The sequence below is a fragment of the Rhizobium sp. USDA 3886 genome (assembly GCF_056279785.1).
The window spans coordinates 151,600-175,031 of record NZ_JBWCDC010000001.1; the positions used below are offsets into that span (position 1 = coordinate 151,600).

22 protein-coding genes are annotated in these 23,432 nt (G+C 60.1%); 14 read left to right on the forward strand and 8 right to left on the reverse strand.

Translation table 11 applies throughout. The features are described 5' to 3' along the window. Positions 1 to 47 precede the first annotated feature (47 nt). Positions 48 to 326 (reverse strand): GNAT family N-acetyltransferase, encoded by a 279-nt coding sequence (locus tag ACZ9BX_RS00750; RefSeq protein ID WP_027510138.1) that lies wholly within the window; start codon positions 324 to 326, stop codon positions 48 to 50. A 107-nt stretch (positions 327 to 433) separates the two neighbouring features. Here ACZ9BX_RS00750 and ACZ9BX_RS00755 point away from each other — a divergent pair, with 107 nt between their 5' ends. Continuing rightward, the gene (locus ACZ9BX_RS00755; protein ID WP_132564401.1) at positions 434 to 901 is read left to right on the forward strand and encodes a paraquat-inducible protein A; all 468 of its coding nucleotides are present in this window, start codon (positions 434 to 436) and stop codon (positions 899 to 901) included. A gap of 23 nt (positions 902 to 924) precedes the next feature. Here the strand turns inward: ACZ9BX_RS00755 and sciP are convergent, their stop codons facing one another. After that, a complete protein-coding gene (gene sciP / locus ACZ9BX_RS00760; protein WP_007533628.1) occupies positions 925 to 1,200 on the reverse strand; it encodes a CtrA inhibitor SciP in 276 nt (91 codons plus the stop codon). A gap of 389 nt (positions 1,201 to 1,589) precedes the next feature. Here sciP and ACZ9BX_RS00765 point away from each other — a divergent pair, with 389 nt between their 5' ends. Next, the gene (locus ACZ9BX_RS00765; protein WP_476215019.1) at positions 1,590 to 2,000 is read left to right on the forward strand and encodes a hypothetical protein; all 411 of its coding nucleotides are present in this window, start codon (positions 1,590 to 1,592) and stop codon (positions 1,998 to 2,000) included. 28 nt (positions 2,001 to 2,028) lie between these two features. Beyond that, positions 2,029 to 2,295 (forward strand): helix-turn-helix domain-containing protein, encoded by a 267-nt coding sequence (locus ACZ9BX_RS00770; protein WP_476215021.1) that lies wholly within the window; start codon positions 2,029 to 2,031, stop codon positions 2,293 to 2,295. Between the two features lie 5 nt (positions 2,296 to 2,300). On the opposite strand, the gene ACZ9BX_RS00775 is transcribed toward ACZ9BX_RS00770, so the two are convergent. Continuing rightward, positions 2,301 to 2,537 (reverse strand): hypothetical protein, encoded by a 237-nt coding sequence (locus ACZ9BX_RS00775; protein ID WP_476215023.1) that lies wholly within the window; start codon positions 2,535 to 2,537, stop codon positions 2,301 to 2,303. Between the two features lie 229 nt (positions 2,538 to 2,766). Next, complete coding sequence (gene cysQ, locus ACZ9BX_RS00780) at positions 2,767 to 3,585, reverse strand: 3'(2'),5'-bisphosphate nucleotidase CysQ (protein ID WP_476215025.1); 819 nt, start codon at positions 3,583 to 3,585, stop codon at positions 2,767 to 2,769. A 463-nt stretch (positions 3,586 to 4,048) separates the two neighbouring features. On the opposite strand from cysQ, the gene ACZ9BX_RS00785 reads away from it, so the two are divergent. The 7 genes from ACZ9BX_RS00785 to ACZ9BX_RS00815 all read left to right on the forward strand — a co-directional run bounded on the left by ACZ9BX_RS00785 (position 4,049) and on the right by ACZ9BX_RS00815 (position 10,677). After that, the gene (locus ACZ9BX_RS00785) at positions 4,049 to 4,951 is read left to right on the forward strand and encodes a branched-chain amino acid ABC transporter permease (RefSeq protein WP_476215027.1); all 903 of its coding nucleotides are present in this window, start codon (positions 4,049 to 4,051) and stop codon (positions 4,949 to 4,951) included. 4 nt (positions 4,952 to 4,955) lie between these two features. Beyond that, complete coding sequence (gene livM, locus ACZ9BX_RS00790; protein ID WP_476215029.1) at positions 4,956 to 6,347, forward strand: high-affinity branched-chain amino acid ABC transporter permease LivM; 1,392 nt, start codon at positions 4,956 to 4,958, stop codon at positions 6,345 to 6,347. Beyond that, positions 6,347 to 7,225: an ABC transporter ATP-binding protein gene (locus ACZ9BX_RS00795; protein WP_476215031.1), complete on the forward strand. Its 879-nt coding sequence runs from the start codon at positions 6,347 to 6,349 to the stop codon at positions 7,223 to 7,225. Before livM ends, ACZ9BX_RS00795 begins: the two co-directional genes overlap by 1 nt. Next, positions 7,225 to 7,953, forward strand: a complete 729-nt coding sequence (locus tag ACZ9BX_RS00800; RefSeq protein WP_132564171.1) for an ABC transporter ATP-binding protein — start codon at positions 7,225 to 7,227, stop codon at positions 7,951 to 7,953. The genes ACZ9BX_RS00795 and ACZ9BX_RS00800 overlap by 1 nt, the downstream gene beginning before the upstream one ends. A 24-nt stretch (positions 7,954 to 7,977) precedes the next feature. Beyond that, positions 7,978 to 8,331 carry a DUF6867 family protein gene (locus tag ACZ9BX_RS00805; RefSeq protein WP_132564169.1) on the forward strand — a complete coding sequence of 118 codons (354 nt, stop codon included), beginning with the start codon at positions 7,978 to 7,980 and terminating at the stop codon, positions 8,329 to 8,331. A 120-nt stretch (positions 8,332 to 8,451) separates the two neighbouring features. Then, positions 8,452 to 9,573: a branched-chain amino acid ABC transporter substrate-binding protein gene (locus ACZ9BX_RS00810; RefSeq protein ID WP_476215034.1), complete on the forward strand. Its 1,122-nt coding sequence runs from the start codon at positions 8,452 to 8,454 to the stop codon at positions 9,571 to 9,573. Positions 9,574 to 9,708: 135 nt separating this feature from the next. After that, positions 9,709 to 10,677, forward strand: coding sequence for a 2-hydroxyacid dehydrogenase (locus tag ACZ9BX_RS00815; protein ID WP_476215035.1), 969 nt, complete (start codon positions 9,709 to 9,711; stop codon positions 10,675 to 10,677). 26 nt (positions 10,678 to 10,703) lie between these two features. Here ACZ9BX_RS00815 and ACZ9BX_RS00820 read toward each other — a convergent pair whose 3' ends face one another. The 4 genes from ACZ9BX_RS00820 to ACZ9BX_RS00835 form a co-directional block, all read right to left on the reverse strand. Next, entirely contained in the window at positions 10,704 to 11,891 is a 1,188-nt protein-coding gene (locus tag ACZ9BX_RS00820) for an acyltransferase family protein (protein ID WP_476215037.1), read from the reverse strand. 133 nt (positions 11,892 to 12,024) lie between these two features. Next, positions 12,025 to 12,450 (reverse strand): N-acetyltransferase family protein, encoded by a 426-nt coding sequence (locus ACZ9BX_RS00825; protein ID WP_476215039.1) that lies wholly within the window; start codon positions 12,448 to 12,450, stop codon positions 12,025 to 12,027. A 52-nt stretch (positions 12,451 to 12,502) separates the two neighbouring features. Continuing rightward, positions 12,503 to 13,420 carry a response regulator gene (locus ACZ9BX_RS00830; protein WP_476215041.1) on the reverse strand — a complete coding sequence of 306 codons (918 nt, stop codon included), beginning with the start codon at positions 13,418 to 13,420 and terminating at the stop codon, positions 12,503 to 12,505. Beyond that, entirely contained in the window at positions 13,413 to 16,799 is a 3,387-nt protein-coding gene (locus tag ACZ9BX_RS00835) for a hybrid sensor histidine kinase/response regulator (RefSeq protein WP_476215043.1), read from the reverse strand. The genes ACZ9BX_RS00830 and ACZ9BX_RS00835 overlap by 8 nt, the downstream gene beginning before the upstream one ends. Before the next feature lie 179 nt (positions 16,800 to 16,978). On the opposite strand from ACZ9BX_RS00835, the gene ACZ9BX_RS00840 reads away from it, so the two are divergent. From ACZ9BX_RS00840 to urtC, 4 genes are all read left to right on the forward strand, one after another. After that, entirely contained in the window at positions 16,979 to 18,871 is a 1,893-nt protein-coding gene (locus ACZ9BX_RS00840; protein WP_476215044.1) for an acid phosphatase, read from the forward strand. 368 nt (positions 18,872 to 19,239) lie between these two features. Further along, complete coding sequence (gene urtA / locus ACZ9BX_RS00845; RefSeq protein WP_476215045.1) at positions 19,240 to 20,532, forward strand: urea ABC transporter substrate-binding protein; 1,293 nt, start codon at positions 19,240 to 19,242, stop codon at positions 20,530 to 20,532. Positions 20,533 to 20,651: 119 nt separating this feature from the next. Continuing rightward, a complete protein-coding gene (urtB, locus tag ACZ9BX_RS00850) occupies positions 20,652 to 22,271 on the forward strand; it encodes an urea ABC transporter permease subunit UrtB (protein ID WP_476215047.1) in 1,620 nt (539 codons plus the stop codon). Continuing rightward, positions 22,268 to 23,431, forward strand: coding sequence for an urea ABC transporter permease subunit UrtC (gene urtC, locus ACZ9BX_RS00855; RefSeq protein ID WP_476215049.1), 1,164 nt, complete (start codon positions 22,268 to 22,270; stop codon positions 23,429 to 23,431). Before urtB ends, urtC begins: the two co-directional genes overlap by 4 nt. The last annotated feature ends 1 nt before the right edge of the window (position 23,432 follow it).

Sequence of the window (23,432 nt, forward strand, 5' to 3'; positions counted from 1 at the left end):
GCCATGTATGATGGGCATAAGTCCGTCATACATGGCTTTTGGTGTTGTTAATTCACCACGTCGCGCCAATCGTCATGGCGTTGTGATTGCGCCTTGAAGAACGGGCAGAGCGGAAAGATCTTCCAGCCGCCCTTTCGCGCCTCTTCGACGGCGTGAAGCGCAAGCGCCTGGCCGATGCCTTTGCCGCGAAGGGCATCCGGCACGCCGGTGTGATCGATGATGATGAGCTTCGGCGACGTGCGGGAATAGCTCATTTCGGCCTCGTGGCCGTCGACCTCGGCCACATAGCGGCCGCCCGAGGCACTGTCTTCGTTGCGAATATCCATTGTATTTTCTCCGAAAACCGATGTTGTTGAGCCAGATCGTGACATGGCGGTGTAGCCATGCCAAGCCGGTGCAGGCGGCGACACAGTGTTCAGTCAAAGGGTATCCGATGAGAAAATTGGTGGGAGTCCGGCCGGTATTGCTTGTTGCAGCACCATTTTTCCTGGCGCTCGGGCTGGTCCTGCCCCTGATCCGATTCGAGAAACTCTACTTCTTCAATGAAACACCGTCGCTGGTGGAGATCGTCGCTTCGCTCTGGAGCGGAGGGGATATCCCGCTTGCGCTGGTCGTCGGGATCGTGTCGGTCGTATTGCCAATCCTGAAGATCATCGGCATCGCCGCCGAGGCGACGGCTGCCGGCGGCGGGACCGGCAGCTGGTTTTATCGTTACGCCGTGCCGTATCTGTCCAAGTGGTCGATGATGGACGTATTACTGGTGGCGATCGTGATTGCGGCGGCGAAGACGACGGGCCTGGCGGATGCTTTCACACAGCCCGGACTCTGGTGCTACGCAGCGTCAACAATAATTTCGGGCCTTCTTCACTCCCTTCAGGGAGATGCGCCCGGCCCGAAATAATGTCTTTGCCTGTAGCAGGTGGTTCAGTGACGGTATTGCTGGATACGCGTCGTGCGCAGGCCGGCAAGGCCGTGGCTGTTGATCGACGACTGCCAGGACAGGAATTCTTCGACCGTGAGCGTGTAACGCTCGCAGGCTTCTTCCAAGCTCAACAGGCCACCGCGAACCGCCGCGACAACCTCAGCCTTGCGACGGATAACCCAGCGCCTTGTATTCGGCGGCGGAAGATCCGCAATCGTCAGCGGGCTGCCATCGGGGCCGATGACATATTTTACTCGGGGACGTATCATTTCGGTCATTGGACTCTCTACACAACTCAAGACCACGCCGGCACTCTAGCCCGTCACATTTAAAAATTGCCTAAGCGCATAGTAAGACTTTGATAACAACTTTAGCCGCTTTCCCGCGTACCGCGACTTCTTGCCTGCTGTAGCGTCAATTTGTACGGGACGCATGGCTCCCATGCTGAATAAATAGTATCGATATTTCGGCGACGGCTTTATAAGCGCCGCAACATCATGAATGAGCGCTAGACCCCGTCTCCTCTTCTCGCAGCATCAGTCAAAGATTACGTCCGAATGCCTCCCGTCCTTGCGGCGCGGGGCATTGTTGCAGTCTTGCTGTTGTCCGGCGCCGCAAGGCTGTCGAGCGAGGGGCGTGAGCGACGGCCGCGGCTGAGGAAAAGACGATGACTAGACGTGAGCGCGCAGCCCGCAACTGCGCAGACGATAATGCTTTTCCGCTTTCCACTGCCGTTCGAACAGGCGAGTCGAAGGCGGAACTGAAGCGCCGGCTGGAGAGTATGGCGAAAGCCGCAGGCTTCGATTATTATCTCTTCGCAGCCTTTCCGCGCGGCGACAGCACGGCTTTTCTCGAAAATCGCATTGCCAGCAACTGGCCGCAGAACCTCGCCAATCTCTATGGCGAGGCCGATCTGTTCCATTGCAGCCGGCTAGTGGGTGTTCTGAAGCGCACGATCATGCCGGCAGGAAAACCGCCGGCTGAATGCGCTGTTCCGCATGCATGGGCTGCAGAACACGTTCGGCTTTTCGCTGCACGACGCCGACCTGAAGCAATACATCTTTGCCTTCTCCGGTAGCCGCGCCGCGCTTTCGCGCGAAGAAGAGATGGATCTGTTTTATGCAGCGATGGAAGCGCTCGACCGTTTCAGCAGCGAGAACCGCGCAGACGAGGGGCCTCGGGAAAATCTTACCCGCCGCGAGATCGAATGCCTGCGCTGGTCGGCGGCGGGCAAGAGCAGCGACGAGATTGCGATCATCCTCGACCTCTCGTCGCATACGGTGGTCGGCTATCTGAAGGGCGCGATGCGCAAGCTCGATTCGGTCAATCGCATGCAAGCCGTCGCCCGCGCCTTCCGCTACAGATTGCTATAAGCCGTTCAAGGCAGAATGGCGCTCACTTCGGTCTTCCCGGCACCGAACTCGTATTGGGCGGTGCCGGTGCGAAGGATCGAGAGCCGGTCGCCGCTTGCAAGCTGCGCGAGGCCGAAAGCCGTCTGCCGGGTCGGTGCGGGCGTTTTCACGATGCCGCCTGCCGCGATCGCCAACGCCGTCTGCCAGCTTGCGCCGTCGCCGCTCACCTTCACCGTAAATTCGTCATTGCCGGCAAGTCCCATTTCCGCGCGGCGGGACCAGCCTGACCGAAACAGCAGCGACGCCGTATCACCGGCCGACGCTTTGTTGACCTTGATCTGGTGGCCCTGGCCTTCGTGGCTGAAGAGGCTTGCAGGTGCTGCGACGGCGAGGCGATTCGTGGTGTCGGCTGTGGCGTTGAGGCCGAGAAGCGGCCCGCATCGTAAGGCGCCTTCGGAATGCGCCGATGAAAATGCCCTTTTTCTTTGATTTTTAATGGTTTTCGCCTGAAGCCATGCGCATTTGCACGGGCATTTCCCTGCCGCCCCAGGAGATGAAGTCGGGATTGGCGAAGTCGAAATCCGCCCTGTCGCCGGTCTTGCCGTAGGTGAGCGGCAATCCATCTATGGTGACGGTCGTGCCTCCCGCGGCGCGCAGAACCGCGTCGCCCGCTGCCGTATCCCATTCCATCGTGCGGCCAAAGCGCGGATAGACGTCTGCCTTTCCCTCGGCAAGCAGGCAGAATTTCAGCGAAGAGCCGATATTGGTGCAATCCGAGATCGCCTGCTCAGCGAGAAAGCTGTCGGTCGCGGGGCTTTTGTGGCTGCGGCTGGCAAGCGCAAGACGCTTGGCGGGCGGTTCTCGGACCGTGATCGCGATGCGCTCCATCACCGTAAAATCGGCGCCGACGACGAGTTTTTCCGCGTGTCCAGCCTCGCCTGTAAAGGCAACGCCGAGTGCCGGCGCATAGACGATGCCTGCAAGCGGTACGCCATGCACGACATAGGCAATGTTGACCGTAAATTCCCGCCGTCCGTCGACGAATTCGCGCGTGCCGTCGAGCGGATCCACCAAGAAGAAGGCCGTCCCCTCGATATCCGGCACGCGGCCGGCTGCCACCGATTCTTCGGCAATTACCGGAATATCTGGATAGCTGTGCGCAAGATGCGCGAGGATGATCTTCTCCGCCTCCTCATCGGCGCGCGTTACAGGGCTTGAATCTGCTTTTGTCGCGACGGCGCAGCCTTCCTCGAAGATCGCTATGATCGTTCTTCCCGCCTCAAGTGCCGCCTCTTCGAATGTCGCCAGCATGTTCCCCTCAATGAACGCAAGCATCCTGAAAGCCCGTCTGCAGTATATAGATAATATGGTGATTGGCTATTTTTTTGGGCGGCCAAAAAATCATCCTGCAGATATCCACCTGCCTTGAGATGTTTTTCGCGTCCGGCCCTCGAATTTTGTACGAAATTTGCTGAGAGTTCCTTTTCTGTGGAAAAGGTATCATGCCAAGGGTTGCCCACCTCGCAGGCGATTTGGTTAATCCACAGCCGGTTTCTGACTAAAATTTCCCCAGGGAATGCCTCTTTAATGTGGATTTTGGTTCGAAACGCGCCACTTACGTTCGTTTGGACAAGAATCTGACCCAGTAAAGCCTTTTTGTCTTCACATTTCCGCGGAAAGCGGTATGGATGCCCCACATGAGGTTCCGATAAAAGGGAACTACAGACCAAAAAGAGATGCAGTCATGTTGGCTCGCATCCAGGGGAAATGAGATATGGAGTATTTCGTCCAGCAGCTCTTTAATGGGCTGACGCTCGGATCCATCTATGGCCTTGTCGCTATTGGCTACACGATGGTTTATGGCATTATCGGCATGATCAATTTCGCCCATGGCGATATCTTTATGCTCGGTGGTTTCGCCGCTCTTATCGTCTTTCTCGTTCTCACATCCATCTTCGCAGGCCTTCCGGTCGCAGTTCTTCTGCTGCTGATGCTTGTCGTTGCAATGTTGATGACGAGTTTGTGGAATTGGACGATCGAGCGGGTTGCATACCGGCCGCTGCGCGGTTCCTTCCGCCTGGCGCCGCTGATCACCGCGATCGGCATGTCGATCACGCTGTCCAACTTTATCCAGGTGACGCAGGGCCCACGCAACAAGCCGATTCCGCCGCTCGTCGGCTCGGTCTACAACATCGGCGGCATTTCGATTTCGCTGAAGCAGATCATCATCATCGTCATCACCGTGGTGCTGCTGGCCGCCTTCTGGTATATCGTCAACCGCACGGCGCTCGGACGCGCCCAGCGCGCGACGGAGCAGGACCGCAAGATGGCCGCTCTTCTCGGCGTGAACGTCGATCAGACGATCTCCATCACCTTCATCATGGGTGCGGCGCTCGCCGCCGTCGCCGGCACGATGTATCTGATGTATTATGGTGTCGCCTCGTTCAACGATGGCTTCACGCCGGGCGTCAAGGCTTTCACCGCAGCCGTTCTCGGCGGCATCGGCTCGTTGCCAGGTGCCGTTCTCGGCGGCTTGATGATCGGCCTCATCGAGTCGCTGTGGTCCGCCTATTTCACGATCGCCTACAAGGATGTCGCGACCTTTGCGATCCTCGCTTTCGTCCTGGTCTTCAAGCCGACCGGCATCCTCGGACGGCCGGAAGTCGAGAAGGTATAACATCATGGCAAACATTGAAAATTCTGCTGGCAAGCCCGCACCCGGGCTTGTCCAGAAGGGCCTTACGGAAGCCTTCTTCGCGGCTGTCCTTTCTCTCGGCCTGTTCGTTCTCTATGTCGGCCTCAAGACCGACCAGAACATCAATAACGAGCTGATCATCGTTCAGCGCTGGGGCCTGCTCGCGATCTTTGTGGCGATCGCTGCGATCAGCCGCTTCGTCATCGTCGTTTTTGTGAAGCCGAACATCGACAAGCGCAAGCTTGCAAAGGCGAAGCATGGCGAGCTCGACATCTCGACTGAGAAAGGTTTTCTCCGCCAGCATTTCCTGAAAATCGCGCTGGTCGCGCTGCTGCTCTACCCGGCGGCCATCTATGCGGCTTTCGGCGCGCAGGGCTCACTGAAATGGGTCGACAACTTCGGCATTCAGATCCTCATCTACGTGATGCTCGCCTGGGGTCTTAACATCGTCGTCGGCCTGGCCGGCCTGCTTGACCTCGGTTACGTCGCTTTCTATGCGGTTGGGGCCTATTCCTACGCGTTGCTGTCCAGCTATTTCGGCCTGTCCTTCTGGCTTCTGCTGCCCATGTCGGGCATTCTGGCGGCACTCTGGGGCGTCATCCTCGGCTTTCCGGTCCTGCGGTTGCGCGGCGACTATCTTGCCATCGTGACGCTCGCCTTCGGTGAAATCATCCGTCTCGTGCTCATCAACTGGACGGCTGTAACCAAGGGCACCTTCGGCATCTCGGGCATCCCGAAGGCGACGCTGTTCGGCATTCCTTTCGATGCGACGTCGGGCGGCTTTGCCAAGCTCATGGGCCTTCCGATGTCATCGGCCTATTACAAGATTTTCCTCTTCTATCTGATCCTGGGTCTCTGCATGCTGACGGCCTATGTCACGATCCGGCTTCGCCGCATGCCGATCGGCCGCGCCTGGGAAGCTCTGCGCGAAGACGAGATCGCCTGCCGTTCGCTCGGCATCAATACGGTCACGACAAAGCTCACCGCCTTTGCGACGGGCGCTATGTTCGGCGGCGTCGCCGGCTCATTCTTTGCAGTGCGCCAGGGCTTCGTCTCGCCGGAATCGTTCGTATTCCTGGAATCAGCCGTCATTCTGGCTATCGTCGTCCTCGGCGGCATGGGATCGCTGACCGGTATTGCGATTGCTGCGGTCGTCATGGTCGGTGGTACGGAAGTGCTGCGCGAAATGGACTTCCTGAAAGCTGTCTTCGGTCCGGATTTCACGCCGGAACTCTACCGCATGCTTCTCTTCGGCCTCGCCATGGTCATCGTCATGCTGTTCAAGCCGCGCGGCTTCGTCGGCTCGCGTGAACCGACTGCCTTCCTCAAGGAACGCAGGGCAGTCTCCGGAAGCTTCATCAAGGAGGGGCACGGCTGATGAGCCCCACAGAAATGACGACAATGTCCAGCGATACCCTGCTCAAAGTCGAGCATCTGTCGATGAAATTCGGTGGCCTCATGGCCATCAACGATCTGTCCTTCGAAGCCAAGCGCGGCGACATCACCGCGCTGATCGGTCCGAACGGCGCCGGCAAGACGACCGTCTTCAACTGCATCACCGGCTTCTACAAGCCGACGATGGGGATGGTCACGCTGAACCAGCGGAGCGGAAAGCAATACCTGCTCGAGCGTCTGCCGGATTTCCGCATCACCAAGGAAGCCCGGGTCGCCCGCACCTTCCAGAACATCCGCCTGTTTTCGGGCCTCACCGTTCTGGAGAACCTGCTTGTTGCCCAGCACAACAAGCTGATGAAGGCATCGGGCTACACGATCCTTGGCCTTCTCAATATTGGTCCGTATAGGAAAGAGGCTGCGGCATCCATCGAGCTCGCACGCTTCTGGCTGGAAAAGGCCGATCTGACCAGCCGCGCCGACGATCCTGCAGGCGATCTGCCCTATGGCGCGCAGCGGCGTCTCGAAATCGCTCGCGCCATGTGCACTGAGCCGGAGCTGCTCTGCCTTGACGAGCCCGCCGCCGGCCTTAACCCGCGTGAATCGGCGGCCCTCAATGCGTTGTTGCAGGAAATTCGAGCCGAGACCGGTACCTCGATCCTGCTCATCGAGCACGATATGTCGGTGGTCATGGAAATCTCCGACCATGTCGTCGTGCTGGAATACGGCCAGAAGATTTCCGACGGCACGCCGGAGCACGTGAAGAACGACCCGAAGGTCATCGCGGCCTATCTCGGTGTTGAGGACGAGGAAGTGGAAGAGGTCATCGCAACCGTCGAGAGCCTCGAAGGGGGCGCAAACTGATGGCCGGCGAACAGCTTCTCAAGGTTCAGGGCGTCGAAACCTATTACGGCAACATCCGTGCGCTCGCCGGTATCGATGTCGACGTCAACAAGGGCGAGATCGTCAGCCTTATCGGCGCAAACGGCGCCGGCAAGTCGACGCTGATGATGACGATCTGCGGCAGCCCGCAGGCCCGCAAGGGTTCAGTCATCTTCGAAGGACGCGACATCACCCGCATGCCGACGCACGACATTGCGCGGCTTCGCATTGCGCAGTCCCCGGAAGGTCGCCGCATCTTCCCGCGCATGACCGTCACGGAAAATCTGCAGATGGGTGCGGGTCTCGATAACCTCAAACATTTCAACGAGGATACCGAGAAGATCTTCACGCTGTTTCCGCGCCTCAAGGAACGCCATGCGCAGCGCGGCGGCACGCTTTCTGGCGGTGAACAGCAGATGCTGTCGATCGGCCGCGCGCTGATGGCCCGTCCGAAGCTATTGCTTCTCGACGAGCCTTCGCTCGGTCTCGCGCCGCTGATCGTCAAGGGCATCTTCGAGGCGATCAAGAAGCTCAACGAGCAGGAAGGCCTCACCGTCTTCCTCGTCGAGCAGAATGCATTTGCTGCCCTGAAGCTTTCGCACCGCGCTTACGTGATGGTGAACGGCAAGGTAACGATGAGCGGGTCCGGCAAGGAGCTACTCGCCAATCCGGAAGTCCGTGCCGCCTATCTCGAAGGCGGAAGACATTGAGCCGGGCAGAAGGGAGAGTTTGATATGCAGGGACTTTTCTTTGAGCCGGATACGGGCGTGCGGATGGTCATCCGCGGCCTGGTCATGCTGATCGGATTCTGGACGGCGTGGCGTGCCGGCAAGGCTGCAGCTGAAAGCTGGAGCGACTATCCGCTGGTTGTCGTCTACACCTTCCTGCTCGCCTGGGTGATGCAGTTTCTGCATCACGCGCTCTTCAACGGGCCGATGCTCAGCGTCTTCTTTTACGTCATCGATTTTGTGCTGCTACTCGTCTTTTCGACGGTGGGTTTCCGCTATCGCCGCACCAATCAGATGGTCAACAACTATTACTGGCTGTACGAAAAAACTTCTGCGTTCTCGTGGAAGGACAAACATTGACAGTCCGTTGAAACTAGGCATGAATTGCCTTCAGAGTGGAACAGCTTTCCTGGCGCAGTGAATGGTGGGTAATGCGCCGGGTCTTGGACCGGAACCCGCCCAAAAATTGGGAGTAAAAATATGAAGAAGTCTCTTCTGTCGGCAGTGGCTCTGACGGCGATGGTCGCCTTCAGTGGCAACGCCTGGGCCGACGTTCTCATTGGCGTCGGCGGTCCTCTGACTGGCCCGAACGCTGCGTTCGGCGCTCAGCTTCAGAAGGGTGCTGAGCAGGCAGCCGCTGATATCAATGCCGCAGGCGGCATCAACGGCGAGCAGATCAAGCTCGAACTCGGCGACGACGTCTCCGACCCGAAGCAGGGCATTTCGGTTGCCAACAAGTTCGTCGCTGACGGCGTGAAGTTCGTTGTCGGCCACTTCAACTCGGGCGTTTCGATCCCGGCGTCTGAAGTCTATGCTGAAAACGGCATCCTCGAAATCACCCCGGCTGCAACGAACCCGGTGTTCACCGAGCGCGGCCTGTGGAACACCTTCCGCACCTGCGGCCGTGACGACGCGCAGGGCGCGATTGCCGGCAAGTATCTTGCCGACCACTTCAAGGACGCCAAGATCGCTGTCGTTCACGATAAGACACCTTACGGTCAGGGTCTTGCCGACGAGACCAAGAAGTCTCTGAACGCTGCCGGCGTTACGGAAGCCATGTATGAAGGCATCAATGTCGGCGACAAGGATTTCTCCGCCCTCATCGCAAAGATGAAGGAAGCCGGCGTCTCGATCATCTACTGGGGTGGTCTGCACACTGAAGCCGGTCTCATCATCCGCCAAGCTGCCGACCAGGGCCTGAAGGCAACGCTCGTTTCCGGTGACGGCATCGTCTCGAACGAACTTGCTTCCATCGCTGGTGACGCAGTTGCCGGTACGCTGAATACCTTCGGCCCGGATCCGACGCTCAACCCGGCCAACAAGGAACTCGTTGAGAAGTTCAAGGCTGCCGGCTTCAACCCGGAAGCTTACACGCTCTACTCCTACGCTGCCGTTCAGGCGATCGTCGGTGCTGCCAAGGCGGCCGGTTCGACCGATGCGGAAGCCGTTGCAACCGCGATGAAGGAAAAGGGTCCGTTCCCAACCGTTCTCGGCGACATCTCGTTCGACGAAAAGGGCGACCCGAAAATCCCGGGCTACATCATGTACGAATGGAAGAAGGGTCCGGACGGCAAGTACAGCTACTTCCCACAGGGTATGTAAGCTTCGATTGCACGGTCCAGTACCGTTTACGGAAGCCCGGTCGAGACCGGGCTTCTTTCTTTTTGGACAGGCGTTTCAATTCTTGCGGCCATCCTCTAGTTCTTTGAGGCGAAGAATTTTGAGACGGAAGCACCAATGTCCAGACCGCGCATCCTCGTCACCCGCCGCTGGCCCGCCGCAGCAGAAGCCGCGCTTGCCGAACGTTTCGACGTGACCTTCAACGAGAAAGATGTTCCGCTTGGCCTCGGGCAGATACGGCAGGCGATGGCGGATTATGATGCGGTCCTGCCGACCGTTTCCGACAAGCTGCCGGCCAGCGTTTTCGAGCGTGACATTCGCACGCGGATCCTCGGCAATTTCGGCGTCGGCTACAATCACATTGATATCGCTGCCGCAAAGGCAAAAGGCATCCTGGTCACGAATACACCCGGTGTGCTTACCGACTGCACGGCGGATATCGCCATGCTGCTCCTGCTGGCCGTTGCCCGCCGCGGCGGCGAGGGGGAACGCGAAGTTCGCGCCGACGCGTGGAAAGGCTGGTGCCCGACGCATATGATCGGCACGAAGGTGACCGGCAAGACGGTTGGGATCATCGGCTTCGGCCGCATCGGAAGGGCCTTTGCACAGCGCTGCCATTCCGGCTTCGGGATGAACGTGGTCTTCTACAATCGTTCCAAGATCGATGACGATGAGGCCGAACGCTATGGCGCGCTGCAGCTGGCGACGATGGAGGAGGTGCTTGCTGCTTCCGATTTCGTTTCGCTCCATTGCCCCGGCGGCGCTGAGAACCGACATCTGATGAATGAGGCGCGCTTTGCGACGATGAAGCCGGGCGCGTTTCTGATCAATACGGCGCGCGGCGACGTGGTCGATGAGATGGCCCTGATCTGCGCCCTGGAGGCAGGCACCATCCGTGGCGCGGGGCTCGACGTCTATGAAGCCGAGCCGCAGGTGCCGGAGAAGTTGAAAGCGATGGAGAATGTCGTCGTGCTGCCGCATCTGGGCAGCGCGACGGCCGAGACCCGAACGGCAATGGGCATGAAGGTGGTGGAGAACATCAGCGCCTTTTTTGACGGGCGCGAGCCGCCGGATCGCATCGTTTGACTTCGCTCCATGCGGCGCAGGTTCTCCTACCGCGAGAGCTGACGATCGGGCTCACCTGCTGCAACTGTCCTGCTGCCGCGGCTGCTCAAACCGAACAGGATACGTGCCGGGCCGGGCACGAAGTCCACGCAGAAGGCAAACAGAGCCGAAAGCAGGATTGTCGCGGCCGTGATGATCAAGAAGCTTACGGTGACGGGCAAGTCGAGCGGCAGGACATAGTAGAGCGCGGCTACCGTTACAGTTTGATGCACGATGTAGAGCGGGAACACCAGACGGTTCAACCCCGATAGCCTTGCGCTCTCGCGATTGAAATGATGGGCCGCAAAACCGACGAGCGTCAGGATCATGCTCCAGGCCAGCAAGAATATCCCTGCCTTGAACAGCGGCGTATTTTGCGCATAGCTCCCGATCGCCTGGTCGGCCGGGACCATCCAGGCATAGCGATAAAGCAGCACGGTCGTCGCCAGCGCGATTGCGGCGCTGACGAACCGCCGGCTAATGATCGTCTCGATCAATGCGCTGTGATGGCGGGCAATGAGGAAGCCCAGTCCGAACCAGCTCGCCCAAACGGCAAACCACGCGCCGTCATTGTAGAGGGCATTCGTTTGCTTCGGAAAGAAGGGCGAAAGCGCCAGGTTGAGTGCCAGCGGCAACAGGAAGAAGAAATAGATGAAGCCGGTTTTCGAAGTGCGTTCGAACCAGGCTGCAATCTTGTTCCCGGGCTGTACCAGATATCCGAATATGGGATAGCAGATCACCGACATGACCAGCAGATAGGCGACGAACCACATATGCGCCCATGTGAAATTGCCTTTGGGATAACGGCCTTCGGTGAAGTAGCGGGTTATCCAGAATTCGAGAAGTGAGCCCTGATAGCCGTTCTCGTACATGCGCTCGTACCAAACCTGCGGCACGACGATCACTGCCATGGCAAAGAGGAGAGGTATCACCAGCCGCATCGTGCGCTTGCGCAGGAAGGAAAGGCTGCTTGCCGAGCCGAAGGTAAAGGCCGCTCCCATGCCGGAGACGAAAAACAAAAGCGCAAGCCGCCACGCACGCGGGAAGTCCATGACCAGCGAAAGCGTGGCGCTTGTCTTGTCGCTGTGGATCAGCCAGTTCATGTCAGGCAGAAAGGACGCCGACGAATGGTAAAGGAGCAGGATCGCGAAGGCGAAGATCCTAAGCCGATCCACATAGTAAAGCCTGCTTTTCATGCCCGAGCCTGCGTTGCAATGGCCTATGGTTCCTCTTGCATACGCGCAAAGGATTTAAGGATCACTGCCCAAGCGTGGTAAATGCTTTCCAACCCGAAGACGTGGGTGAACGCCATTGATGAATGCGTGCCGATCAGACACCGGTGCCGGGTTGGCTAAGTTCGAAGAGCAGTTCGTTGTCTTTATCGCCAATCACTTTCCAGCCGGCTTGGCGATAAAGCTTCTCGGCTCGTGTTCCGGGGTCTGTTGTCAGCCTGATGCGATCATAGCCTGCATCCATCAGGGCCGAGCAGGCGCTGGCAAGAAGGGACGTTCCGATACCGCGCTTTGCGTAAGTATCATCGACAAACAGCGCCCAGATGTTGCCGTTGCGCGGGTCGCCAGCGGAAAAGCCTTGGACCTCGCCATCCTGTTCCCAGACGAATATTCCCGGGTTTGCAATAAACCAACGCAGATCGTCGAGTGTAACCTTGCCGGGATCGGATAGCCGGTTTTCACTAACGCTGTTTCGGATCTCCACGATGCGTGCGATATCCCGTTCTGTGGCTTTCCGGATCATATCTCCAGCCTTTGTCGTGTCAGCGGCTGTCTCGATAAGCTGCACAGAACGCTCATATCTCGTGCAGCACATGCGCTGCCTTGACTGCAGCAGACGCCCGGTTCTCGACGCCGAGCTTCACATAGATCTGCTCCAAGTGCTTGTTCACCGTGCGTGCCGACAGGCCCAATATCTCGCCGATGTCGCGGTTCGCCTTGCCCTTGGCTATCCAGAGCAGCACTTCGGATTCACGATGGGTCAGGGAAAAATGCTGGCGAAGCACGACGTCGTCGCTGCGTTGATTGGCGGCGGTCAGGCGGAAGAGATATTCGTCAGGTCCGATGGTTCCGAGGAAGGCAAGCTGGAGCGTTGCCTGACCCGCATGCGCGATTGAGATGACGGCATCGCGCCCGGCTGCGGCGCGCACCTTCATCCACTCGGCAATATGACTGGTGACGATCTCCATGCCGTCATCGCTGCCTGTCGCGGCATTGACGAGGCGGGTTGCCTGCGGCGTCGACCAGTGAACAGTGCCGTCGCCCCTGGCCGCAAGCAGATGCCGCCCGGCGGCGTCCAGAGCCACACGGGCGCTTTGCGCCGAGCGCGCATTGCGAAGGTGAACACGAATGCGGGCGCGAAGCTCATCGACATTGATCGGCTTGGTCAGATAATCGACGCCGCCGGATTCCAGCGCGTGGACGACGTGTTCTGTCTCCGTGAGGCCGGTCATGAAGATCACCGGGACCTGGCTGACCGCAGCATTGGCCTTCAGCCGCCGGCAGGTCTCGAAGCCGTCCATGGCCGGCATGACCGCATCAAGCAGGATCAGATCCGGCGTGATGCGCTCGACGATGTTCAAGGCCGCAGAGCCGGAGGTCGCGATCAGCACGGAAAAACCTGACTGTTCCAGCGCGTCTGTCAAAAAGCCCAGCGCCTCCGGCGAGTCGTCGACCAGCAGAACGATGTCGCGGGGGAGGGCCGGTTCAGCCAATGGTGTCTACCTTTTCGTCGAAGTCGTGCAGGAAGGTCATGAAGCCGGCAAGGTCGAAGGCGGCGACATAGGTGCGGAGTTCATCCGTAAATGGCTGATTTGCCGCCACCTTGGCAAGGTCTGCCAGCTTTGCTTCGATGCCGCGAATATAGCCGATCTCGCCGAGGCGGAGCAATTCGTCGATATGCGCTGCACCGGGACTCTTCATCGGCGGTTGCGCCACGGGCAAGGTCGCTTGGGCGGCGTCGGCATAGAGCCACTTCAGGCCAAGATGCAGTGCCAGCTTGTCGCGAAGCTGCCTGATATCGACCGGTTTGCCGATTGCGTCGCTATGACTGCCGTCGCTGCCGGCGGCGGCGGCCGCGTCTCCGATATTGGCGGAGAGCATGACGATCGGGGAGGTCTGGCCGGTTTCGCGCAGGCGCGAGACGAGCTGCCAGCCGTTCATGCCGGGCATCGAGATGTCGACGAGGAAGAGGTCCGGCTGGATGCCTTCGATCAGGGTGAGGCAATCGGGGCCGTTGCCCGCCGTCAGCACGACGAAATCGAGCGGCACCAGGATTTCCCGCATCATCTCGCGATGGTCTTCGTTGTCGTCGACCACGACAATCGTCCGGCGGGGGCCGTCGTAGCTGACGATCTTCTTTTCCTGCGGCGGAGCGATCATCTCGCGCATCACGGCCGATAGCATCAGGCGGACGCGGAAGGTCGAGCCCTTGTCCTTCTCGCTGCTGACGGAGATTTCGCCACCGAGCGTGTTGGTGAGGAGCTGCGTGATCGTCAAACCCAATCCCAACCCCGGCATGGGGCGAATATTGTCGGCCTCGCCCCGCTGGAAGGGCTCGTAGATGCGGCCTAGATCCTTTTCGGCAATGCCGCGGCCGGTGTCGGAAATGGTGAAGGTTGCGACCTGGCTGCGATAGCCGACATCGAAGGTCACGCTGCCCTTGTCTGTAAACTTGATGGCGTTCGACAGCAGATTGACCAGGATTTGGCGCAAGCGCTTTTCGTCGGTGCGGACGAAGTGCGGCAGGGACGGAGAGCGGTTATGGCTGAAAGCAAGGCCCTTCGCCTGCGCCTGCGGGCGGAACATGTCGACGATCTGGTCGAGGAAGTCGCGGATGTTGATTTCGTTCGAATAGACCTGCAGGCGGCCCGCCTCGATCTTGGAAATGTCGAGCAAACCGTCGATCAGGCCGGAAAGATGCTCGGCGCTGCGGCGGATAACCTTGATGGACGACTGGCGCGGCGCGGGGATGGTCTCGTCGCGCTCCAGAATCTGGGCATAGCCGAGAACGGCGTTGAGCGGCGTGCGCAGTTCGTGGCTCAGGCCGACGACATACCGGCTCTTCGCCCGGTTCGCGGCCTCTGCCGTCTCCTTGGCATTCTGAAGCGCTGCGTCAGTCTTCTTATGAGCGGCGATTTCTCTCAGCAGCAGGGTATTCTGGCGCGAGGATTCCTCTTCGGCGACGACCCGGCTGTCATGCGCCAGCACGTAGAACCAGCAGACGACGCCGGCGATGACGGCAAAGACGAAGAAGACGATCAGGATGGTGCCGTTGACGACCTCCGCCGTTTCCGGCGAGGCAGAGGCGACCTGATGGGCGATCATCGCAAGGATCGCGCCGACCGCTGTCAGGGCCAGGACCACGGCGATACCATAACGTCCGAGACGGGTGGTCAGCTTCTCGACCACCGTTTCCGGCAACAGGACCTTGGCAACGGTGCCGACCTGCGTATTGAATCGCGCCTTCGGCTTGCACATGTCGTGGCAGCGGCTGTCGAGCGAGCAGCAGAGCGAGCAGATCGGCGCCGCATAGGCGGGGCACCAGGCCATGTCCTCCGGCTCGAACGGGTGCTCGCAGACGGAGCAGGTGATGTTCGTCAGGTTTTTCCAGCTGTGGCGCGGCTTGCGCGCCAGATAGAACTTGCCCTTCGTCGCCCAGGCGATCAGCGGCGAAGCGGCCAGTGCGATCACCAGCGTGATGTAGGGTGCGAGCGAAGCGGCGATCACCCCGAAGGCGCCAAAATGGGCGATCAGCGCCACCGTCGCCGAAAGGCCCATGGCGCCGAGGCCGACGGGGTTGATGTCGTAGAGATGCGCCCGCTTGAACTCGATGCCGGGCGGTGCAAGGCCAAGCGGCTTGTTGATGAAGAGATCGGCCGAGATCGTGCAGAGCCAGGCCATGGCGATGATCGAGAAGATGCCCAGCGTTTCCTCGAGCAGCCGGTAGATGCCAAGTTCCATGAGAAGCAGGGCGATCGCGACGTTGAAGATCAGCCAGATGACGCGGCCGGGGTGGCTGTGGGTCAGGCGCGAGAAGAAGTTCGACCATGCGAGCGAGCCCGCATAGGCGTTCATCACGTTGATTTTCAGCTGCGAGACGACGACGAAGGCCGCCATCAGCAACAATGCGCCATTCTGCCAGGGGATCATGTAGCCGAAAGCGGTCAGATACATCTGCGCAGGATCGGCGGCGCGGTCGACGGGCACGCCGGCGCTTAACGTCAGCACGACAAGGAAGGAGCCGGCGAGCAGCTTCGGTGCGCCGATGATTACCCAGCCGGGACCGGCCAGAAACACGGCAAGCCGATGGCGCCATTTGCGCTGCCCGTCCGGCGGCAGGAAGCGCAGGAAGTCGGCCTGTTCGCCGATCTGGGACATGAGCGCCAGGATGACGGCGGAGGCGGCGCCGAACTCGATCAGATTAAAGTCCGCAATCGTGCCCGGCGGGCCGGATGCGTGGCGGATGCCGGCAAAGGCGCGCCAGAGATCGAACTTCTCCCAGTCCAAAAAGGCGATGAAGATAAAGGGGAGGATGTTGAGCACGATCCAGAACGGTTGGGTCAGGAGCTGGAAGCGACTGATAAGTTTTACACCGTAGGTCACCAGCGGGATCACCATGACGGCGCTGATGATATAGCCGATCCAGAGCGGGATGCCGAGCGTCAGCTCCAGCGCGCCGGACATGATCGAAGCCTCGATCGCAAAGAGCATGAAGGTGAAGCTGGCATAGATCAGCGAGGTGATCGTCGAGCCGATATAGCCGAAGCTTGCCCCGCGTGTCAGAAGATCGATGTCGACGCCGTGCCTGATCGCATAGCGGCTGATCGGCAGGCCGATCGCCAGCATGGCGATCGAGGCGACGACGATCGCGAAGAAGGCGTTGGTCGTGCCGTAGGAGAGGGTGATCGCGCCGCCGATCGCTTCGAGCGCGAGAAAGGAAATCGCGCCGATCGCCGTCTGCGAGATGCGCTGCGAGGAAAATTGCCGGGCGCTCTTGGCGGTGAAGCGCAGCGCATAGTCTTCCAGCGTCTGGTTCGCGACCCAGCGGTTGTATTCGCGTCTCACCGGAATGATGCGTTGGCGCGCTGCCATGCCTATTTTCTAGCGCTCTCTATAAAATGATTATTGAATAGGCAGCTTTGGCAGGAATGACGGAAAACGCAAGAGGCGCGGCGCGCAAGTTCATAGAACAGCCATATTTTTGAAACGCCTCTGTCACAACGAAATCCTACCACTCCGGCATTTCTTCCTAAAAAATACGGAAATCCATTATGTCTGTCTTGCGCCGTTGCCGGTTGACCACCGCGCTCCTCGTTCTCCTGACCGTTGTGCCGTCGCTTGCAAGTGCCCAGTCGGCCCCGGCCTATGTCGATGCCGGCGTCACCAACAAGCGCGGCGATGCCTGCTTTTCGGGCGCAGACAGCAATGCCGCGGTGCATCTTCTCTCCGGCTTTCTGAATATCTGGACGCCGCGCACGCCGTTCGTCGATGCGGGCGTCGAAGCGCCGGCCAAGGACAATTGCCCGGCCGTTGCCAAGACCGATTGGGACGGCATTCCCTTCAGCCCGACCGACGGCCATATCGTCAACCAGGCGGTTCACGACGCGAATATCGCCTATGTCATCAAGGTGACCCGTGCGCGCACGGCGGAGCAGGCCATCGTCGCCTATCTCGACGACCGGCGAGGTAAGAATGTCAGCATTGTCGACGGCCTTGGTCCGCTGACGGAAGCCTGGAAGGCCGGGTCAAAGCAGACGACGACGATTACGGAAGTCGCCGCCGACGCGACGACAGTGAAGTACGACGACAAGGGAAACAATCGCGGGCTCGGCAGCAAAGCTGACGAGAAAAACAAGACCGATGCGAACCCGGACATGGGCCTTGCGGTCGACCTCATCAACGCCGCAAGCGGCGACGGCTCGACAGAAGCCGCCAAGCGCTATTTCAAATATGCGCGTCCCTATCGCTGGCGCAGGGATGTGTTGGTCCTCCCGACGCTTGAGCCAGCGAAGAGCGGCAAGCCGGCCGAAGACGGCGGTTTCCCGAGCGGGCATGCGGCGGAAGCCTGGCGCGATGCGCTCGCCATGGCCTATCTCGTGCCGCAACGCTTTCAGGAAATGCTGACGCGTGCCAGCGAAATGGGCGAGAGCCGCATACTGGCCGGTATGCATTCGCCGCTTGACGTCATGGGCGGCCGCGTTCTCGCAACCGCGACGGTCGTCTACAACCTCAATAAGCCGGAGAATGCCGCATTGAAGCGTGATGCTTACCGCCAGGCGCAGTCCTGGCTCGCCATGAAGAGCGGCGCGACGGGCGAGGCCGGTCTTGACGCCTTGTCGCATGCGGCGGTGCTTGCCAACGACCGCTTCGCAGACAGCAGCGCGAACCGCGCCTATATGCTTCAACGCCTGACCTACGGTTTCGCGCCGGTCGACGCGACCGACCAGCCGCCGCGCGTGCCGAAGGGTGCTGAGGTGCTCCTCGAAACGCGTCTGCCCTATCTCGACGCCGAGCAGCGGCGCGCGGTGCTGGAAACCACCGAAATCGCTTCGGGCTATCCGCTGCTCGACGATGCGGAAGGTTACGGCCGCCTCAACTTCTTCGCCGCCGCGGACGGCTACGGCGCGTTCGAGGATGAGGTGACGGTGACGATGGACGCAGCCAAGGGCGGTTTCAACGAGTTGGACACCTGGAGGAACGACATTCAAGGCACGGGCCGGCTCGTCAAGCGCGGCGGTGGCATCCTCGGGCTTTCCGGCGCTAATGGCTATACCGGCGGCACGGTGCTGGAGGAGGGTGCTTTGGCGGCCCTGTCGCCGGCGGTCTTCGGCAGCGGCGATCTGGCGGTCGACGGCGGTTCGCTCATCCTGGTGGCCGAAAAGCCAGTGACCGTCGGCGGCGACTATCGCCAGCGCGCCAGCGCCGTGATGAAGCCGACGCTCGGAGAAGGCGGCAAGGGCGGCCTCATCGTCAAGGGCAAGGCGGTACTTTCCGGCGAACTTCGCGTGACCCTTGCCGACGGCTATGCGCCGGCGCCGGGCACGAAGATCGAGTTCCTGAAAGCGGATGCTGTCACCGGGACTTTCGGCAAGGTGAGTGTCGAGGGCCATAAAGCAAGTGTTGCCTACGGCCCGACAGCCGTCACCTTGACGATCGACGGATAACAGATAGAGGCATCCGTCGGGCAGGGCTATCATCGCATATACCGGGCAGATAGCTGCGCTCTCCCCTTCTCCCCGCCGGGGAGAAGGTGGCTCGAAGGCCGGATGAGGGGCTTCGCGGTATGTTCGGCCTTTCGCTTGTCGCTCAAGACGTTGCTTCGCTCCATCCCCTCATCTGCCCTGACGGGCATCTTCTCCCCGCAGAAGAGGAAGAGGCAGAATGCCGTTCCTCCCCGATCTGCTCATTTCGCCCCCACCTCTACGTCATATTGCGTATACGGTTTTGCGCTGCAGCGCCCGATAGTCCCTTAAGCAACAGTTAATTTCAGTTTCCGGCCTGTTGCGGAACAAGAAGAGGGGAGTTCAACCAGATGAATCTCAAGTCCTATGTAACGGGTGCTGCGCTTGGCGCCGTCATGGCGGCCTCAGCCGCCTTCCACGGCGCGGTTGCCGCCGACGACACGATCAAGGTCGGCGTGCTGCATTCGCTGTCCGGCACCATGGCGATTTCCGAAACGACGCTGAAAGACGCGATGCTGATGCTCATCGACGGGCAGAACAAGAAGGGTGGCCTTCTCGGCAAGAAGCTCGAAGCGGTCGTCGTTGATCCGGCTTCCGACTGGCCGCTCTTTGCCGAAAAGGCACGCGAGCTGATCGAGAAGGACAAGGTTGCGGCCGTCTTCGGTTGCTGGACCTCGTCTTCGCGCAAGTCGGTCCTGCCGGTTTTCGAAGAGCTGAACTCGCTGCTTTTCTACCCGGTTCAGTATGAGGGCGAAGAGTCTTCGCGCAACATCTTCTACACGGGTGCTGCTCCGAACCAGCAGGCGATTCCGGCCGTCGACTACCTGATGGAAAAGGAAGGCGTCAAGCGCTTCGTGCTCGAAGGCACCGACTACGTCTATCCGCGCACGACCAACAAGATCCTGGAAGCCTACCTCGTCTCCAAGGGCATTCCGAAGGAAGACATCATCGTCAACTACACGCCGTTCGGCTTCTCCGATTGGCAAACGGAAGTTTCCAAGATCAAGGAATTCGGCTCGTCCGGCAAGAAGACCGCCGTCGTCTCCACCATCAACGGCGACGCTAACGTTCCTTTCTACAAGGAACTCGGCAACCAGGGCATCAAGGCAACCGATATCCCGGTCGTCGCCTTCTCGGTCGGCGAAGAAGAACTTGCCGGTCTCGACACCAAGCCGCTCGTCGGCCATCTCGCTGCCTGGAATTACTTCGAGTCGGTCGAAAGCCCGGCGAACAAGAAGTTCATCAAGGAGTGGCACGCCTTCACTAAGAACGACAAGCGCGTGACCAACGACCCGATGGAAGCCGCCTATATCGGCTTCAATGCCTGGGTTAAGGCCGTCCAGGCTGCCGGAACGACGGATACGGACAAGGTTCTCGACAGCATCATCGGCACCACGGTTCCGAACCTTTCCGGCGGCTATGCCACCGTCATGCCGAACCACCACATCACCAAGCCGGTGCTGATCGGTGAAATCCAGGGTGACGGCCAGTTCGAAATCGTCCAGGAAACGTCAGCCGTCGTCGGTGACGAATGGTCCGACTTCCTGCCGGACTCCAAGGACCTGATCTCCGATTGGCGCAAGCCCATGAACTGCGGCAACTTCAACGCTGCAACGGGCAAGTGCGGCGGCAAGGGCTCCTGAGTACGAACCCGATCCGTTGACTGCCTGAAGCCTTCCGTCCGGATCCCTTATCCGGGCGGAAGCTCCGTCCCGAGCGATTGCTGCCCACAAGGCCAACGACAAGCCAGGCGAGAGAGCCCATGTTTCGCGCCATCAAGATTTTCCTTCTGACGATCTGCCTCGCCCTGCCGGCATTCGCGACAGCGCTCAAGGCACAGGAAGACCTTCACCCTCTCATCGATGCACTTGGTGTTGGCGATTTCGATGCCCGCGAGGCGGCCATCAAGGCGCTCGTCGCTTCCAAGGATCCGCATGTCGGCCAAGTCCTGCAGCAGTTGAGCGACGGCCAGCTCTACGTGAATTCCGAAGAGGGCGGTCCCGTTCTCCTGCAGGGTGGCACGGATGACGAGCCGACCTATTCCGACCCTATCACCGGCGAAGCTGCCGCCGATGTCGATCCGGACTACATGTCCAAGGTGAAGATCAACAATTCCCTGCGCGGCGTGATCGCCAGCGCCGTGAGCACGCTGACGCTGCTGAGCCCGGACCGTACCGCGCGGCTCGCTGCCGCCCAAGGGTTGCTCAAGGATTCCGACCCTTCCAATCTCGATCTCCTGGACTCGGCGCTCGCCGATGAAAAGGACGCCGAGGTCAAGAACACGATGGAAGCGGCTCGTGCGGTGATGATGCTGAAAAGCGATGTCAGCGCCGACGAGAAGAAGGCGGCGATCGATACGATCGCGGCGCGCGGCGGCCGCAACGCGCTCACCATCCTGACCACCGCGATGGAGACCGCGCCCGACGACCTGAAGGCCGGCATCGAGGCCAATATCGCCAATATCAAGCGCAATCTGGCGCTCTGGGATATCGTGCAGAACATCTGGTACGGCCTGTCGCTCGGCTCGGTACTGCTGCTCGCGGCGATCGGGCTTGCCATTACCTTCGGCGTCATGGGCGTCATCAACATGGCGCATGGCGAAATGGTGATGATCGGCGCCTACACGACCTATGTCGTGCAGGAATATATCGCATCGACCTTTCCCGGGCTCGCAACCTATTCGCTGGTGATTGCGATTCCGGCTGCGTTCCTGTTCACCGGCTTCGTCGGCCTCGTCATAGAACGCATGATCATCCGCCATCTCTACGGCCGTCCGCTTGAAACGCTGCTGGCCACGTGGGGCGTTTCGTTGATCCTGCAGCAGGCGGTCCGCACGATCTTCGGCCCGACCAACCGCGAAGTGCGCAATCCGAGCTGGATGTCCGGGGCCTTCGAACTCGGCGGGCTGTCGATCACCTGGAACCGGATGTGGATCATCGTCTTTTCGATGATCGTCTTCGTGACCCTGCTCTTGCTCCTGAAGCGCTCCGCCTTCGGCCTGCAGATGCGCGCGGTCACGCAGAACCGCCGCATGGCATCATCGATGGGCATCCGCACCGGCTGGGTCGATGCCTTCACCTTCGCGCTCGGTTCCGGCATCGCCGGCATGGCGGGCGTGGCCCTTTCGCAGATCGACAACGTCTCGCCGAATCTCGGCCAGAGCTACATCATCGACAGCTTCATGGTTGTGGTCTTCGGCGGCGTCGGCAATCTCTGGGGCACGCTGGTCGGCGCGCTGTCGCTCGGCGTCGTCAACAAGTTCCTCGAGCCCTTCGCCGGCGCTGTGCTCGGCAAGATCCTCGTGCTTGTCCTCATCATTCTCTTCATCCAGAAGCGTCCGCGCGGACTCTTCGCACTCAAAGGAAGGGCGGTGGAAGCATGATTGCGGCCTTCCTGCTCCGGTCGCTCGACCGCAAGATTTCGATTGCCATCGCCATACTGCTCGCGGTCGCTGTGCTGGTGCCGGTGCTCAATCTGCTGACCGGTCCGGATCACGCGCTGCATATCCCGACTTACATCATGGCGCTGTTCGGCAAGTATCTGACCTATGCGTTGCTGGCGCTGGCACTCGATCTCGTCTGGGGCTTCTGCGGCATCCTCTCGCTCGGCCATGGTGCATTCTTCGCGCTCGGCGGCTATGCGATGGGCATGTACCTGATGCGCCAGATCGGCTCGCGGGGCGTCTATGGCAATCCGATCCTGCCGGACTTCATGGTGTTCCTCAACTGGCAGGAGCTGCCGTGGTTCTGGTACGGCTTCGACCAGTTCTGGTTTGCGGCGCTGATGGTGCTGCTAGTGCCCGGCCTACTTGCCTTCGTCTTCGGCTGGTTCGCCTTCCGCAGCAGAGTCAATGGCGTCTACCTCTCGATCATCACGCAGGCAATGACCTATGCGCTGCTGCTTGCTTTCTTCCGCAACGACATGGGCTTTGGCGGCAACAACGGCATGACGGATTTCAAGGAGATCCTCGGCTTCAACGTGCAGGCGGAAGGCACGCGCGCCACACTCTTTGCCGCCACGGCGATCTTCCTGGCGCTCTCGCTGCTGCTCGCTTCCGCCATCGTGCGCTCAAAATTCGGCAAGGTGCTGGTCGGCGTGCGCGATGCGGAGAGCCGCACACGCTTCCTCGGCTACCGTGTCGAGCACTTCAAGCTTTTCACCTTCGTCGTATCGGCCATGATGGCGGGAATTGCGGGTGCGCTTTACGTGCCGCAGGTGGGTATCATCAACCCCGGCGAATTCGCACCGGCGAACTCCATCGAGGTCGTCATCTGGACGGCCGTCGGCGGTCGCTCGACGCTGATCGGGCCGATCATCGGCGCCATCCTGGTCAACGGCGGCAAGACCATCTTCACCGGCCTCTTCCCGGAATTCTGGCTCTTCGCCCTCGGCGGTCTCTTCGTCGCCGTGACGGTGTTCCTGCCGAAGGGGATCGTCGGCACGATCGCCCAATATCTCGGCAAGAAAAAGCCGAGGACGGAAGCGGTGCCACCCGCCCTGCAGGAAGAAGGCGTCGATGCAAAGATCCAGGCAGCGGAGTAGG

Excerpts from the sequence above, each read along its gene's own strand:
- ACZ9BX_RS00750 (WP_027510138.1), bottom strand. The coding sequence starts at position 326 with ATGGATATTCGCAACGAAGACAGTGCCTCGGGCGGCCGCTATGTGGCC.
- ACZ9BX_RS00755 (WP_132564401.1), top strand. The coding sequence starts at position 434 with ATGAGAAAATTGGTGGGAGTCCGGCCGGTATTGCTTGTTGCAGCACCA.
- sciP (WP_007533628.1), bottom strand. The coding sequence starts at position 1,200 with ATGACCGAAATGATACGTCCCCGAGTAAAATATGTCATCGGCCCCGAT.
- ACZ9BX_RS00765 (WP_476215019.1), top strand. The coding sequence starts at position 1,590 with ATGACTAGACGTGAGCGCGCAGCCCGCAACTGCGCAGACGATAATGCT.
- ACZ9BX_RS00770 (WP_476215021.1), top strand. The coding sequence starts at position 2,029 with ATGGATCTGTTTTATGCAGCGATGGAAGCGCTCGACCGTTTCAGCAGC.
- ACZ9BX_RS00775 (WP_476215023.1), bottom strand. The coding sequence starts at position 2,537 with ATGGGACTTGCCGGCAATGACGAATTTACGGTGAAGGTGAGCGGCGAC.
- cysQ (WP_476215025.1), bottom strand. The coding sequence starts at position 3,585 with ATGCTGGCGACATTCGAAGAGGCGGCACTTGAGGCGGGAAGAACGATC.
- ACZ9BX_RS00785 (WP_476215027.1), top strand. The coding sequence starts at position 4,049 with ATGGAGTATTTCGTCCAGCAGCTCTTTAATGGGCTGACGCTCGGATCC.
- livM (WP_476215029.1), top strand. The coding sequence starts at position 4,956 with ATGGCAAACATTGAAAATTCTGCTGGCAAGCCCGCACCCGGGCTTGTC.
- ACZ9BX_RS00795 (WP_476215031.1), top strand. The coding sequence starts at position 6,347 with ATGAGCCCCACAGAAATGACGACAATGTCCAGCGATACCCTGCTCAAA.
- ACZ9BX_RS00800 (WP_132564171.1), top strand. The coding sequence starts at position 7,225 with ATGGCCGGCGAACAGCTTCTCAAGGTTCAGGGCGTCGAAACCTATTAC.
- ACZ9BX_RS00805 (WP_132564169.1), top strand. The coding sequence starts at position 7,978 with ATGCAGGGACTTTTCTTTGAGCCGGATACGGGCGTGCGGATGGTCATC.
- ACZ9BX_RS00810 (WP_476215034.1), top strand. The coding sequence starts at position 8,452 with ATGAAGAAGTCTCTTCTGTCGGCAGTGGCTCTGACGGCGATGGTCGCC.
- ACZ9BX_RS00815 (WP_476215035.1), top strand. The coding sequence starts at position 9,709 with ATGTCCAGACCGCGCATCCTCGTCACCCGCCGCTGGCCCGCCGCAGCA.
- ACZ9BX_RS00820 (WP_476215037.1), bottom strand. The coding sequence starts at position 11,891 with ATGAAAAGCAGGCTTTACTATGTGGATCGGCTTAGGATCTTCGCCTTC.
- ACZ9BX_RS00825 (WP_476215039.1), bottom strand. The coding sequence starts at position 12,450 with ATGATCCGGAAAGCCACAGAACGGGATATCGCACGCATCGTGGAGATC.
- ACZ9BX_RS00835 (WP_476215043.1), bottom strand. The coding sequence starts at position 16,799 with ATGGCAGCGCGCCAACGCATCATTCCGGTGAGACGCGAATACAACCGC.
- ACZ9BX_RS00840 (WP_476215044.1), top strand. The coding sequence starts at position 16,979 with ATGTCTGTCTTGCGCCGTTGCCGGTTGACCACCGCGCTCCTCGTTCTC.
- urtA (WP_476215045.1), top strand. The coding sequence starts at position 19,240 with ATGAATCTCAAGTCCTATGTAACGGGTGCTGCGCTTGGCGCCGTCATG.
- urtB (WP_476215047.1), top strand. The coding sequence starts at position 20,652 with ATGTTTCGCGCCATCAAGATTTTCCTTCTGACGATCTGCCTCGCCCTG.
- urtC (WP_476215049.1), top strand. The coding sequence starts at position 22,268 with ATGATTGCGGCCTTCCTGCTCCGGTCGCTCGACCGCAAGATTTCGATT.